Annotated in this window: 13 protein-coding genes and 1 tRNA gene; 5 read left to right on the forward strand and 9 right to left on the reverse strand. The window is 41.8% G+C overall.

Annotated features, from left to right (window positions below; all coding sequences use genetic code 11):
- Positions 1-36: 36 nt before the first annotated feature.
- The 3 genes from FJ354_05385 to FJ354_05395 all read left to right on the forward strand — a co-directional run bounded on the left by FJ354_05385 (position 37) and on the right by FJ354_05395 (position 7146).
- Positions 37-2745 (forward strand): alanine--tRNA ligase, encoded by a 2709-nt coding sequence (locus tag FJ354_05385; GenBank protein MBM3906094.1) that lies wholly within the window; start codon positions 37-39, stop codon positions 2743-2745.
- The gene (gene leuS / locus FJ354_05390) at positions 2742-5588 is read left to right on the forward strand and encodes a leucine--tRNA ligase (GenBank protein ID MBM3906095.1); all 2847 of its coding nucleotides are present in this window, start codon (positions 2742-2744) and stop codon (positions 5586-5588) included. Before FJ354_05385 ends, leuS begins: the two co-directional genes overlap by 4 nt.
- A 547-nt stretch (positions 5589-6135) precedes the next feature.
- The gene (locus FJ354_05395) at positions 6136-7146 is read left to right on the forward strand and encodes an NAD(P)/FAD-dependent oxidoreductase (protein MBM3906096.1); all 1011 of its coding nucleotides are present in this window, start codon (positions 6136-6138) and stop codon (positions 7144-7146) included.
- 65 nt (positions 7147-7211) lie between these two features.
- Here FJ354_05395 and FJ354_05400 read toward each other — a convergent pair whose 3' ends face one another.
- From FJ354_05400 to FJ354_05415, 4 genes are all read right to left on the reverse strand, one after another.
- Positions 7212-7514, reverse strand: coding sequence for a hypothetical protein (locus FJ354_05400; protein ID MBM3906097.1), 303 nt, complete (start codon positions 7512-7514; stop codon positions 7212-7214).
- 561 nt (positions 7515-8075) lie between these two features.
- Positions 8076-9239, reverse strand: coding sequence for a cation:proton antiporter (locus FJ354_05405; protein MBM3906098.1), 1164 nt, complete (start codon positions 9237-9239; stop codon positions 8076-8078).
- Positions 9240-9309: 70 nt separating this feature from the next.
- Positions 9310-10470, reverse strand: coding sequence for a cation:proton antiporter (locus FJ354_05410; protein ID MBM3906099.1), 1161 nt, complete (start codon positions 10468-10470; stop codon positions 9310-9312).
- Between the two features lie 180 nt (positions 10471-10650).
- Positions 10651-11277, reverse strand: a complete 627-nt coding sequence (locus FJ354_05415) for a YkgJ family cysteine cluster protein (GenBank protein ID MBM3906100.1) — start codon at positions 11275-11277, stop codon at positions 10651-10653.
- A gap of 111 nt (positions 11278-11388) precedes the next feature.
- Between FJ354_05415 and FJ354_05420 the strand changes: the two genes are divergently transcribed.
- Together FJ354_05420 and FJ354_05425 are read left to right on the forward strand one after the other, a co-directional pair.
- Positions 11389-11706 (forward strand): hypothetical protein, encoded by a 318-nt coding sequence (locus FJ354_05420; GenBank protein ID MBM3906101.1) that lies wholly within the window; start codon positions 11389-11391, stop codon positions 11704-11706.
- Between the two features lie 37 nt (positions 11707-11743).
- Positions 11744-11849: transfer RNA gene (locus FJ354_05425), tRNA-Gln, on the forward strand.
- A 243-nt stretch (positions 11850-12092) separates the two neighbouring features.
- Here the strand turns inward: FJ354_05425 and FJ354_05430 are convergent.
- From FJ354_05430 to FJ354_05450, 5 genes are all read right to left on the reverse strand, one after another.
- Positions 12093-12692, reverse strand: coding sequence for a 30S ribosomal protein S7 (locus tag FJ354_05430; protein ID MBM3906102.1), 600 nt, complete (start codon positions 12690-12692; stop codon positions 12093-12095).
- A gap of 2 nt (positions 12693-12694) precedes the next feature.
- On the reverse strand, positions 12695-13132 hold the full coding sequence (locus FJ354_05435) for a 30S ribosomal protein S12 (GenBank protein MBM3906103.1): 438 nt from the start codon (positions 13130-13132) through the stop codon (positions 12695-12697).
- A gap of 2 nt (positions 13133-13134) precedes the next feature.
- Positions 13135-13593, reverse strand: coding sequence for a NusA-like transcription termination signal-binding factor (locus tag FJ354_05440; protein ID MBM3906104.1), 459 nt, complete (start codon positions 13591-13593; stop codon positions 13135-13137).
- 50 nt (positions 13594-13643) lie between these two features.
- Positions 13644-13952 carry a 50S ribosomal protein L7ae gene (locus FJ354_05445; protein ID MBM3906105.1) on the reverse strand — a complete coding sequence of 103 codons (309 nt, stop codon included), beginning with the start codon at positions 13950-13952 and terminating at the stop codon, positions 13644-13646.
- Positions 13953-14061: 109 nt separating this feature from the next.
- Entirely contained in the window at positions 14062-15153 is a 1092-nt protein-coding gene (locus FJ354_05450) for a hypothetical protein (protein ID MBM3906106.1), read from the reverse strand.
- Positions 15154-15176: the final 23 nt, after the last annotated feature.

Consider the following 15176-nt stretch of genomic DNA (forward strand, 5'->3'; position numbering starts at 1 on the left):
AATTTTTAATATTAGTCAGCCAGAGTTTTCTTCAGAATGAACAAGGATGAGATTCTTGCCAAGTTTTCAGCAGAGCCAGAGCGATACTACAAAATCAGATTGTTCCAAGAGCAGGGCTTTGCGAGAAAATCATGCAGTGTTTGCAAGAGATTTTTTTGGACGCTGGACTCGACAAGACACGCTTGCCCTGATCACTCTGATGACACTTATTCGTTCATTGGAAATCCGCCGACATCAAAGCGATTTGATTATACGCAAGCCTGGAAGGAAGTAGAATCTTTTTTTGTAAGAAACGGCCACACCTCAATTAACCGCTATCCAGTTGTGTGCCGATGGCGAGATGATCTTTACTTTACCATAGCATCAATTGTTGATTTTCAAAGAGTAATGGGCTCCAAGGTTGTATTCGAATTTCCTGCAAATCCTCTTGTAGTTCCGCAGACATGTCTTCGCTTCAAGGACATAGAAAATGTTGGAGTAACAGGTAGGCACTTCTCCAGCTTTTGCATGATTGGTCAGCACAGCATTCCAAACAACAAGGGCTACTGGAAAGATGAATGTGTCGATCTTGACTTTAGATTACTAACAGAATCGTTTGGAATAAACAAAAATGAGATCACGTTTGTAGAAGATGTCTGGGCTGGCGGCGGCTCGTTCGGCTCTTCACTGGAGTATTATGTTAGAGGATTAGAGCTTGGAAACGCAGTCTTTACTGAATTCCAGGGAGAGCTTGGAAACCACACAACGCTAGACCAGAAAATCATCGACATGGGCGCAGGCCTAGAGAGATTCGCATGGATTACGATGGGGACTCCAACTGCCTATGATTGTTGTTTTGGTCCAATCACGCAAAAATTATTTCAAAAGATGGGAATCGATACTGATTCACAAATCTTGACAAAATATTTCACTGAAATTGCAAGAAACCTAGAGAAATTCCCGGATTTGTCACAAGTAAGAAAGGCCGCAATCAGTGCATCTAATTTGTCAGAGAATCATCTCTCTAAAATGATAACACCGCTTGAGGGACTCTACATGATTGCAGACCATCTGCGAACCCTGATCTTTGCAATATCGGATGGTGCATTGCCAAGCAATGTAGGCGGCGGATACAATCTCAGAATTATTCTGCGAAGAATTATGGCTACAATAGACAGATTGGGACTAAAATTGGATCTAGACGAGCTGATTGACGCCCACATTGACTATCTAAAAAATACCTATCCAGAACTTGAGCAATACCGAGCCGAAGTCAAGACCATCATCAGTATAGAAGTCGGCAGATACCACGAGTCAAAATCCAGAATGGAGAAGATTGCGCAAAACCTCAAGTCTCAGAAAAAGACATTAAATGTAGATGACATGATCCGCCTTTACGAATCAGACGGTGTCACGCCAGACTATCTCAAAGAATATGATGTGATTTCAGAGACTCCAGACAGCTTTTATAGTAAATTATCTGATCTGCACCAATCTGAGAAGAAAAAGGCTACTGAAGAATTTGACTTGACCGGAATTGCAGAGACTGAACTATTATTCTACAAAGACGATCCACCGAAATTTGACGCCAAGATACTCAAGGTAATCAAGGGAAAATTTGTCGTCCTAGATAAGACGTCATTTTATGCAAGGGGTGGAGGACAGGAACCAGACCACGGAAAGATCAACGGTCAAGACGTTGTAGATGTAACTAAACATGGTAGTGTTGTTTTGCATGAGATCAAGGGAACAGCTCCCAAGGAAGGTGATACAATATCATGTGAGGTTAATGTTGAAAGGCGGACAAACATTACCAAGCATCACACCAGCACCCACGTGGTAAACTCGTCTGCAAGAAATGTTCTGGGCTCTTGGGTCTGGCAGCACTCCGCATACAAGGAAAATGATTACGGGAGACTGGATGTGACACATCACTCCAGTTTGACAGAAGATGAGGTCAAAAAAATTGAAAACTTTGCAAACATGATAATTCAAAAAAACCTTCCAGTTACGATACAGGAATACGAGCGAGGTCAGGCAGAACAGACCTTTGGGTTTAGGATATACCAAGGCGGAGTCGTGCCTGTAAAAGCAGTTCGAATCGTCAAAATAGAAGACTTCGATGTAGAGGCTTGCGGCGGGACCCATGTCAAGAGAACGGGTGATCTCGGACTAATCAAAATCATAAAGACGGAAAGAATTCAAGACGGAGTTATTCGAATGGAATTTGTGTCAGGGCAAGCTGCAGTTGACTTTGTACAAAAGCAGGAAGGCGATGTAATGAATATAATAAAATCACTTGGGACAAACCGAGAAAAACTGCTAAAGTCATTCGAGCATGCAATGGATGACTCGGAATCCGCCAAGAAAAAGCTAAAGCAGCTAATCAAGCGAACCAGTATAACATCCGCTAAAGAGGCAATTGGGGTAGCCAAAGTTTTCGGTAATGTCAAATTCTATCACGTAATAGAAGAAGAATTGGATGATGAATTTCATATTGCAGTGGGTGATGAGGCAATCAAGACAGACCCGACTCTGATTTATTGTGCATTGATTGTAAAGGGATCTGGAATTAGAATAATTGTATTTGCTGGAGAAAAGGCAAGCTTCAAGGCAGGAGATCTAGTCAAAGAGATCTCGTCTGAGCTTGGGGGCTCTGGTGGAGGCGATACAAGATTTGGTCAGGGCGGTGGCAAGGATATCTCCAAGCTAAATAACGCATTGGCCCATGCAGAATTTTTAATCAAAAAGACAGTGAACGTATGATTTCCTGGAATTACATCGAGACAAAGTGGCGCGCCAAGTGGGCACAGGAAAAAGAATTTGAAATAGAACCAGACTCGCGCCCAAAAAAATTCATCACAGTTGCATATCCGTATCCAAATTCACCTCAACACATAGGCCACGGTAGAACATACACTTTGGCAGATGTCCACGCACGATTTTTGCGCATGAAAGGCTACAATACTTTGTTTCCGATGGGATTTCACTATACCGGCACACCCATACTAGGCATGGCAAAACGAGTCCAAGAAGGCGATAAGGAACTAATCGAGAATTTTGAAAAACTATACCATGTTTCACCAGATACAATCAAGGAATTTGTCGAGCCAGAGAAGATTGCGGATTATTTTCACGAGGAAATCAAACAGGGAATGATAGAGATGGGTTATTCTATAGACTGGCGGCGTGAATTTACCACTATAGATCCAGTTTACAAAAAATTCATCGAGTGGCAGTTTCGAAAACTAAAGTCGCTCAATTTTGTAGTGCAGGGCTCGCACCCTGTGGGTTGGTGTCCTAACGACCAAAACCCAGTATCACAACACGATACACTGGGTGATGTAGAACCGGACTTTACAGAATACATTTTGGTAAAATTCCACCTAGATGGTGTAATAATTCCAACTGCTACACTACGCCCGGAGACAATCTTTGGCGTGACAAACCTCTGGGTAAACCCACACATAAAATATAAAAAAATCAAGGTAGACGACGAAACTTGGATTGTCAGCCCAGAATGCGCATACAAGTTGGGATTTTTGAACAAATCCATTATAATGATTTCCGAAGTTTCCGGCTCTGAGCTAGTAGGAAAGACCGTTTCTATACTTGACAAAAAGATTCCAATGCTTCCTGCAAGCTTTGTAGAATCACAGACAGGCACCGGCATAGTAATGTCAGTGCCTGCACATGCTCCATTTGACTATCAAGCATTAGTTGACTATCAAAAACAGAATTCCAGTATTACAATACAGCCAATCCCAATCATCAAGACAGAGGGATTTGGCGAGATTCCTGCTAAGGAAATTGTCGAGAAAATGGGCATAACGACTCAGGATGACCCCAAGCTGGACGAGGCTACAAACGAGGTTTATTCCAAGGAGTTTTACTCTGGAATACTGTGCGAGAACACCAGCAAATTTGCAGGACTCAAGGTTTCTGAGGCAAAAGAGACGATAAAGGCCTGGCTTGTAGAATCAAAGAATTCCGATATGCTGTTGGAGCTAAATGACGGGCCTATCCGATGTAGATGTGGAGCAGAATGTGTTGTAAAACTATTGAACAACCAGTGGTTTCTCAATTATCTAGACCAACCCTGGAAGGACAAGACAAATCAGTGCTTTGAGAAAATGAGTATTCTACCAAATGAAATCAGGACGGAGTTCAATTATGTTGTCGGTTGGCTACGACAAAGGGCATGTGCAAGACAGCATGGACTAGGAACTAATCTACCTTGGGACCAAAACTGGATTGTTGAGAGCTTGTCTGATTCCGTAATCTACATGGCATACTATATTCTGGCAAAATACGTTAATTCAGGAGAATTAAATGCAGACTCGCTTTCTGATGAATTTTTCGAGTTTGTATTTTATGGAAAGGGTGATGTAATGCAAATAGCTGCAAAATGCTTAGTACGGGAAAACATTTTACAAAAGATACGGGCAGACTTTACATATTTTTATCCAGTTGATGCAAGACATTCCGGGCGCGACCTAGTTCCAAATCATCTGACATTTTTTGTTTTAAATCATGTTGCCATATTCCCAGAAGCACTATGGCCAAAACAGATCGTAGTAAACGGATCCGTACTGATGGACGGCAAAAAAATGTCCAAGTCAATGGGAAACATCATCCCGTTAAGAAAAGCAATTCAAGATTATGGCGCAGATCCGATTCGACTGGCAATAATCACATCTGCCGAGCTGCTCCAGGATGCGGATTTCAATTTGGAATCCGTAAACACTATCAAGGGTAAGCTAGAGGTAATCTACGAGGATTGTGTCAGACACAAACCAGGCATGCCTGCAAAACTGCAATCAGAAGATGGTTGGATTCTGGGAAGACTTGATCACCTAATGACACAGACAACCGGTGCAGTGGAAAAAATGAGGTTGAGAGAGGCCCTGCATCATATTTTATTTTCGTTTGAATCTGACTTGCAGTGGTATCTCAAAAGAGTCGAGGCAAAAGGTAGGAATGATGTTTCAGGAATATTGCACCGGGTATTAGCTGTTCGGGTCGCAATGCTGTCTCCGTTTGCACCACACCTAGCAGAAGAAATGTGGGAGCGACTGGGTAATTCTGGCCTAGTATCTAGATCAGATTGGCCTGTACCAAACAACTCTACAGATTCTTCATCAGTGCAATCAGAGGAATTATTGCAATCCACAATTGAAGATATCAAAAATGTTCTCAAGGTGACAAAGATCACTCCACAAAAAATTGTCCTGTACACAGCAGACCCCTGGAAGGTCAAGGCATTTGGAAAAATCGCAGCAAGTGTGGTTGCTGGCCAGATAAACATTGGTGTAATCATAAAAGAATTAATTGCAAATCCAGAAACTGAGAACATCAAAAAAGACCCAGACTTTGTCAAAAAATCTGTCAATTCTATTTTGGCAGAGCCTGAGGAAATGAGGAGGATTAGAGCAGAGCTAGAACCAATCAACGAAACTGCAGTCTTGTCTTCAGAATTATCAGGGCTGGTCAAAAAGGAATTTGGAGTAAACATACAGGTCTTTGCAGAATCAGATGCTACAAAATATGATCCAAAGAATAAGGCAAGGATGGCACGGCCATTCAAACCGGCCTTATACATAGAATGAAAACTATGTTAGATCATAATATGTTGAATATTGGGTTATTGATAAGCGATTTTTATTAATTTCCATGAGGCACTGCCTCTTGAAAGAGCTAGATACAATGTGTAATTGCACAAAGATTATCATGTGGAAATGGATGAGAAGATTAAACAACTTTATTCATTGAACGGACACAAAATCACGGGAAAAACTCTGGTTTCTTAGAATAAACGAAGATTGAATCAGATTGGCATTCAAATGTGTCTGTTGTTGCGTTCAAGTATTTGTACTTGAGAGTCAGGTGAAAAAAATCTACTTTGATGTATTACAGCTCAGCAATAATGTGGACAGAAGGGGATTGTAAGAAACAATCAAAGGGCTATAATCTACAAAATCAGCATCTACAATTTACCAGTCATAGAACGGCTCTTCCACAGGTTCCTGATCGTAAGCTTTTGTGCGTAAATTTTACGATTTTTGAGCATTTTTATTTTTAGACTAATTTTTCCTGAGGCCAACAATTCAAAATACTACACATTCTATTTATTAGACCAAGGAAAATTCTAACTCGATGAAAATAGCAGTAGTAGGAATTGGAGTCGCGGGCGGATATCTGGTATCAAGGCTCAAAAACGACCACGAGGTTGTCGGCTATGAACGTATGACATTACAAAATCACGATTCCATTTGTGCATGGGGAACATCTGCAAACGAGATGCGGGAGTTGTGCGCCAAGTCTGAAATCAATTTTGATGATTTCATCATACATCATGGAAAAGACATGCATATTGACATGAACAACAATGAGCGATTTGATATCAAGCTAAAGGGCCTAGTAACTTATGACAAAATCGGACTCATTAAAAAAATGTCTGAAGGTGTGAAAATTCACTATGGCGTTTCGCCAAAACTTGTAGACTTGGAAAAAGAATTCGACATGATCGTGGACTGCACCGGATTTTATCGCAGCTATTTGCCAAAAATTGAAAAAGACTTTTTCTTGCCCACATACCAGTATAAGATCCAGTATGATGACAAGGTTCCAATAGATGATTTCTTTGTAAAGCCATTTGCAAAAATGACCGGATATTTCTGGTATTTTCCACTAAACGACAACATGGCACACATTGGTGCCGGTGATTACAAGAAAAATCACGTAGAGGAAACTGACAAGTTTTTTAAAAAATATGGTGGCAAGATAACAAAGACGGTAGGCCGTCCAATTAGATTGGCTACTCCAAACATGTGCGAGCCGTTCTACCATGGAAAGGTTGTAGGTGTTGGCGAATCAATCGGTACTGTTTATCCATTGTTGGGCGAGGGAATCATCCCAAGCATGATTTGCGCAGACATTTTTGTGAAAAATATCAACAACTTGCCAAAATACAGAGAAGAAGTCTTGGAATATTTCGCAATTTACGGTAAGGTTCTAAATTTTGTTCGAGCAAAAATGCATGGCAAGTTCTCTGCTATTCGTAGTATCGCTGATCTTATTTCCATATTTCGCTATATGAAGAAAAACGAGCAGCGCTTTGGAATGGAAATTCACATGCGTGACTTGATGAAAGTAGCTAAAGCCTAGTAATTTTTTGATTCATTCAGATTTGAAATTATTTTAAAACTAGATTTAACATTGCTCCGATCTATTCAATCTCCAGCATTGCAATCTGGCAGCTTTCCGTATTTTTCCTGAAATGCGTCCAGAATCATTTTTTTCTTTTCTGTCGGATTAGGAGTAAACATTCTCTGATATGCATATGTTTTTTGCTTACATGGCTCTCCCTCAAAATTACCATCCAGATATTTAGTGAATTGGCTTTGCAGACTATTGGACTCTCCTACGTATATCGCATCAAGCTTTTTGTCATACAGAACATAGATTCCTGGCTTTGATTGTACGAACCTTGCGCTATCTATCCAGATGTGAACTTTTTCGTCTAGTATTTCCATTGTCTTTTAGAATGAGTTTTCTCACGCTCCATTACTTTGGAGAATTTGTCCATTATACATGCCCAATGAAAATTATAATATTTGCAGGTGTGGATCATTTTTCCCCTTCTGACTCTACAGATATAGCTAGTTTTTGTTGTTTTGATTTTGATAATAGATTTTTTAGCACATCAGATAATGCCATCACTACGATATAAGTGACAAATGGATCACAGTTGATAGGTCGCAATCTGAAAATTCAGAAAAAAATTTTCCAAAATTCTCAAAATAAGCATGCTTAATAACATAAAAACAATGTACTATGCATGGCAGCAAAAGCTAAAAAAGCATCCAAATCCAAGGGCAAGAAAAAATCAAAGTGACCTAACAAAGGTCTATTTTCTTTTTTCAGCTTTAAATTTTTTCTCTGAAATTTCGGTGCATTGACAATTAGTTTTCACAAAAAGATATTGCACTTGCCGCAGGCGTGACAGAGGTCGCCATACGAAACCTGTACAAAGACATGTGAAAGTCACTTTGCTTGTAATAGTCCCACATCATGTTATAGACGATTCAATTTTTTCAATACGAAACCAGCATCTTCGTTCCCCTCTTGATTAGGAACGGGGCAAATATCGTAGACAATACCACAACCATTCCTACAATTGGGAAGAGGAACGAGCTTGTAGCCCCCAAGTCTTGGCCCACCATCAACACAATGAATGAAAACTCGCCCAGCTGCGCCATAGACAAGCCTATTCCCATGGCATTGTTTGGCCCAAGCCGGAAGAGTCTTACGCCCAAATACACAGACGCAGTCTTGCCCACAATGGTAACTAGCGTGATAATTATGATTGGAAGCCAGTATTCCGCGATAATATTGATATCCATCAGGGCGCCGATTGTGACAAAAAATATTGCAATGAATACTTCGCGAATCGGCGTAATCAGATTAATGATATCTTCAGAGAATCTAGAGCCTGCAAGGATCACGCCTGCCAAGAATGCGCCCGTTACCGCAGAAAAGCCAAGCTCGTGTGATAAAAACGACAACCCAAACGCAAGGCCTAGCGCCACAAGAATTGTAATTTCGTATCTAGGAATGTTTGACAATAACGAAAAAACCTTTGGCATCCCAAGGCACCCAAGTGCTACTGTTCCGCCAATGAACATGCTGATTTTTGCAATCTCCCAGATCATTTGATCAAAGCTAAATGCGCCCGACAAAACCGAAGAGTGTAGTGTAGAAATTAATACGGCCGCAATGATATCTTCTATTACCAATACCCCGATTATCAGCATGGACGACGGCTCTTCAATTACGTCCATTTCCTCTAGAACTTTGACTATGATTGCAGTTGAGCTAATCGAGAGTGCAGCTGCCAAGAACATCGAGTCCATAGTAGACCATCCAAACGCCCAGCCAACTGCAAACCCGATTCCAAGCATCGCAAGTACTTCTATTACGGCAATTACTGCGCCAATCTTGCCAATGTTTCTAAGCTGAGTTATTGGGAATGCAAGGCCCACCCCAAATAACAACAACACAATTGCAATCTCTGAAAAATTAGTCAGCATTGTGGTGTCCTTGATCAGACTAAACGGTCCGAACGGACCAATCAAAATGCCGGCTACCAAAAATCCCAAAACCAGAGGCTGCTTTAGGATATACGCAATGATTCCAATTGCCGCCGAAAACAGCAACAGATATCCTAGATCCCCGATTAATTCTATTCCCGCAGCCAAGTTCTAAATTGGTTTTTTCTTATGGATTATTCTGGGATATAGTCAAAATTACTTTGCAATGCGTGAGATTTTATTTAGTGCCTGATGAGCCTGCCTCTTTTGATTCTAGGCGGCTTGTAAGCTTCCAGCCGTATTTTATCAGATATGGCGAGATGAATGTGGTGATTATAGTCATTGTGCCAACCATCGGCAAGACAAACGAGCTGGTGGCACCAACGTCGGCACCTCCCTTGGCCGCAACCAGTGCAAGCTCGCCCCCAGATGAGGATAGGCCGATTCCTGTCTTGAGCGATGTTGTCTTGCCAAGTCTTTGGGCTCGCGACGCTGCCCACACCGTTATGAACTTGGCAGAAAACGATACTATAATCAGAATCACTGCAGGTATGATGAATAATGGAAGCTGTTTGATGTCCATTAGCGCGCCAACTGAGATAAAGAACAATGCGCCAAACATGTCGCGAATAGGAGTTGCGATTATTTTTGTGGCAATTCTCATTTTTGATTCTGCCACCAGAACTCCCGCAAAGAATGCCCCGGTAGCAACCGAAATGTCCAGCTTGAACGCAACAAAGGAAAGACCAAACGCAACGCCCAAGACAGCAATGATTAGCAGCTCGCTGTGTTCAGTCTTGCCCACAAGATTAACGCATCTTGGTACGATCTTGGAGCCAAGCACAATTACCCCAACTATAAACGCAATTACAAGTGTTATTGACATTCCAACTTCATTGACGGTCAGATCCCCAGTAGACGCAACAGACTGGAGCACCGCAAGCAGCGAAATTATGATTATGTCCTCAATTACCGCAATGCCGACAATAAGATAGGTGGCCTCGTCTTTTATCATGCCAAGCTCTTCTAGTACTTTCATGATAATCACAGTGCTTGTAACAGAGATTGCCAAAGAAACAAACAGGCTGTCAAAGAACGTAAAGCCCATTGCCTGAGTTACCACAAATCCGGCCATGAAGGTGCCAGATGCCTCGGCAACTGCGATAAAGGTTGCTTTTTTGCCAACGTTTTTGAGCTTTTCAATTGGAAACTCCATCCCAATTACAAACAACAACAATATGATTCCAATTTCCGCAAAGACATGCAGTATTTCCACATGTGTAATCAGGCTAAACGGGGGTGTGTTTGGGCCTATGATCATTCCAGCTATAATGAATGCCATTATCATTGGCTGCTTGAGCTTGTACGATATGAGCGCCATAATTGACGCAATTATCATGATTACCGCAAAGTCTTGAATGATGAGCTCAGATGAGGACGGAGTTGAGGAAATTTTATCTAGAAACGGACGCACAAACGGCTGTGCAAACTCTAACTCCACAAAATTACTTTGTTTTCATCATAATTAAATGATCAGACCAGACGAGATTTTGAAAAAAGTAGAGAAAAAATTTCTGCATCAGACAAAGCTTGTCTGACTGTATCCTTCTCGTGTGGTCCTAGTGTACTGCATGTTGTATTCATATATGGATTTTGAATAGTCCGTTAACACCTCTTTCATTGGTTCCAGCGAATCTGCCAGGTAAAACCCGGGACAATCACCCGTAAACTGGTATGTCGAGTGCACCCGCGCCTTGCCGTTTTCATTCTCAAGCCAGGTAGAGAATGGATACAGATAGCACACGCCGGGGCGATTTGGGTGCATGGAACATGCACCTTTCTCATCTAGGAATCGACACCTGATGTGGGTGCCATCGTCCGCTTCTGTTTCGTCTGTTTTTCTTTTGAGATTAACTGATGTCATCAGGACTCCGTTTCCTGACGGGCCTGCCTCCATCCATGTGGTAATTATTGTTTCATTTTTGACAAAGTCAGATGTTTTCTGGTACTTCAAGCCTTTTCCTATTGTAATTAGATCATCTGATGTTAGAGGCAGTCTTCCCTGTCGCTCGCAGCAATTGTGGCAGTCGGGCCAGTAGCATTTCCATAAAATGTATTTTTTCTCTTGCGTCAGATATGGGATGTGAAATATTACTTGCTTTACCTTGATTGCATGGTCTGTTACATCTGTTCTTTTTCCAAGCATGAAATCTTCCAGGATTGGGTCAACGTCCCAGTTTTTCTTTAGTAATTCAAGTGATTCAGAAATATGAGAGGACAAATGCAGTTATAACTAAATTATTTAGATTATTAATATTTGAGCGAAAAGGGCAAGTACGCATCTGGAACGCAGAACAGGAGATTTGTCTGGAAGGAAATTGTCTGGCCCATAATACTGGAGCTAAACGACGTCTCATTTACTCTACAGCAATACCAAAAAAGGCGAGACATTGTCTGCAAGCAACATAATCTGCCGCTTGCGATATCATCAAGGGGCTTGGTGTCGTTGATTCAAAAAAATATTTTATTCAAGGAAAACGATCTTTATTCCATTCACTATAGACTAATTCCATACATGAGACTCAAGGCAGAATGCGACTATGCAACCGCAATCAAAGAAGTCCGAGTCAAGTAGAAATGTTATATTGCTAATGCTTGGGAGTTTTTTCAGTAGCCCGATAGTCTAGCGGCCAAATGAATTCTTCAGGTTAGGGATTCGGCGCTCTGGATCATTAGAGAGGATACGCCGAGACGGCAGTTCGAATCTGCCTCGGGCTACTTTTTCTAAATAAAATCCCGAGTGCATAGTATCAAAAAGCCGATTAGAATCAAGATGCAATTAGTATGCCATGCCTGCTCAGAAATTCAAGAATACTTTTGCTCCCAATTCACTAAACAAAGAATTCACGCTAGATGACATTAGAGCTTGTATGAAATATGGACTCATTTCAGTCGAGATGTTACCCGATAATGTGTTGCAGAATTAAGAAATTCTAAGGCAGAATAGATATTTTCTGAATACTATCTAGATGCCTGTGCTACGCGCTCTAGTTCGTTTTTCTTTTTGACGGAAGGAGCTGCCGCATCGTTTGCAGCTGCCGCAATCAGGTGTTCTGCTAGATATTCTTCCATTGATTTTGGATTTGAAAACGATGACTCTTTGACACCATCAGAGATGAAGCGCAGTGCGAGGTCAACTCTTCGTAGTGGTGAGACATCAACTGATACGTGATATGCAGTACCGCCATACACTATTCTTGTGGTGTCCTCGTTTGGTGACGAATGCTCAATTGCTCGCACCAAAACCTCGATTGGGTTTTTGCCTGTCTTTAGGTGAATGATTTCAAATGCAGCTTTTACGGTGTTCATGGTTCTTGCCTTTTTGCCCCCCATTCTGCCGGTGTTCTTGGCGTATTTTTTCCCAAAGTGCATCAGCTTGTTTGCAAGTCTTTCCACAATGTTGACATCGGCCTTGTTGAATTTCTTAAGAGCCGATGAGCCAAATGTATGTGGGTATACTACTTTGCGCAGAGAAATTACTGTCTTGAGGCCTGGATCTTTGATTTCTACTCCTGTCAGGTCCCATTTTCTAAATAGCAAAAGATTCTGAGTCTCGGCCATTTCTATCTCCTTGGTTTTTCTTTTCTTCCGCGGACTAGCTCCCGCAGTGAAGTACCATTAACCTTGAAAACCTTGAATCGTACACCTGGAATATCTCCCATTGCGCCGCCTTGTGTTGCACCCATTCCCTCTACGTGGACCTCGTCGTGTTCATCAATAAAGTTCATTGCGCCGTCTCGTGGCAAAAATGCAGTTACTGTTTTGCCATTTTTGATCAGTTGTACTCGAACACATTTTCTAACTGCGGAGTTTGGCTGCTTTGCCTCAACGCCAACTTTTTCCAAAACAATTCCTCTAGCCTGTGGAGAACCTCCAAGTGGGTTTGCCTTTATGTTCAATCCTAATAGTCTGCGCTTGTAGGTGCCAATTTGCCAGCGTTGTCGCTTGCGCTTTGCCTTGAGTACGCGTCCTGCGAATAGTCCTAGTGGTGACTTTGCCATATCTACTCCATCATCCTGTCCTGACTGTTAATTAAAACGCTTGTAATCTCAAAGTATCGTTTTGCAAGCAGCCTTGCCTTTTCTGCGTTTCTTCCTTCTCTGCCCACTACGATACCTTTCTTTTTGGCATCAACTAATACAATAGCCTGAGTTGAACCATCAAGGCGCTTGTTCAGCTTTACATCAGTTACAAGTTTTGGGTTCAACATATTTTTCAAAAACACGGCTGGATCATCAGAATATTCAACTAGTTCTACTGATTTTTTGACAATGTTCTGCAGGTTTCTAATATGGGCGCCGCCCTTACCGATTGCTAGGCCCATTTTTCCCTCATTTACTACAAAAATTACGCGGTTTTGCTTTTCGTCTTCCACACAATCACGCGCAGACGCACCGGTTACGTTTTGAAAAAGCGAGATCAAACGCATTTGATCAGTTGTTAGTTTGATTGTTTGTGGCATATCGACGGATTATCTCAGACCGAGATGGCTCTCATTTAAACTTTCAGTGATCATTTGGATTCTTCTTTTAGGATTGCCTTGACATTAGAGTCGGCAATGGATGTTAGTGAAGCTGCTGAAACTCTAAACTGTAATCCGCACAATTTTCCTAGCGCGATTGATGTTCCACTAAAGTTTAGTGTTGAGATTTTTCCATCACTAGTCGAGTCTTGAATTTTTTTTAGTTCGTCTGGCGTTACTGAGTTTGAAATTACAACTAGCTTTGCGCCCTTGATTGATTGTATTACTTGCTTTGAACCCAGTACGCATTTGTTATCGTTTAGTGCGTCCTTGAGTGCTTTTTCTAAGAGTTTTCCCAATTATATCACTGTGTAATGTCGATCCGAAACAGCTCCTTTATAGATTTACCCTTGAATGTTTTGATCAAATGTACGGTTTTGCAATTTTAACTAAAAATAAGAAAAGAGGTTACTGTGATGCTACAACTGTGTAGCTTACAGTAAATGGTTCTGTAGTTTTTGTGTGTACTGCAAGTGCGTTGCCTGCAAAGTTCCATGTACCAGACGCTGTTTGTGTGTCAACTACTGTCAGTGCAAATTTTGTTTTACCGTCTGGCGTCCAGATTGGTTGGCCCTTGTCTTCTCCTTCAGCAAGAGGTCCAGTTAGTGCTACTAGCTGTACTGGCTGGGATGCCGAATATGTTAGAAGGCCGCTGTACGGTTTTTCAGATGGTTTGAGGATCAGTGCTAGCTGATGCGATTCGTGCCCAACTCCAGGATCGGTTGCAGAAGTTAGAGTGCCGGTCTTGATAGTTTCAGTGGATTCTTTTTCCATATAGCTGACAGTGTAGCTTACGGTAAACGGTTCTGTATTTCTTGTATGAATTGCAATTGCATTTCCTGCAAAGTTCCATGTACCAGACGCTGTTTGTGTGTCAACTACTGTCAGTGCAAATTTTGTTTTACCGTCTGGCGTCCAGATTGGTTGGCCCTTGTCTTCTCCTTCAGCAAGAGGTCCAGTTAGTGCTACTAGCTGTACTGGCTGGGATGCCGAATACGTAATGATTCCTTTGTAGATTGACTTGCTTGGAGATAAGACTAACACTAGCTGGTGTGACTCGTGGCCAAGGCCCGGATCAGTTGCAGAGGTGGCAGTCTTGGAGGTTATGATAGATTTGTGAGCTAATAGTTTTTCTGCTGGCTTTTCTTGAGGCTTTGCTGGTGTCTTGCATTCTCCTTTGTATGCAAGATTCATTCCCTCTGCCTTTAGCATGCATTGATTTCCATATGTGATGCCGTTTGCTCCACAAACCGGCATGTACTCTTTGGTGCATGCGAAGAGTTTTGCTTTTTCAGATGGCGTTTCAGGTTTTGCAGACGATTTCTTTACGTCCTTGCAAAGCTTATCGCCGCAAATCTTACTTGCAGTCTTTGAGCTATACATCTTGGATTGTGTGCCTTGTGCCTTTTCGGCCTCGGCAGCCTGTACTGCAAACGATGTGAAAAATGCGGCAGACAACAATACACTTACTGTCAGAATTGACAGTATTGTTTTTGCCATTATACTCGGAATGTAGAGATGTC

Source organism: Nitrososphaerota archaeon (assembly GCA_016872055.1).
Taxonomy (GTDB): domain Archaea; phylum Thermoproteota; class Nitrososphaeria; order Nitrososphaerales; family Nitrosopumilaceae; genus Nitrosotenuis.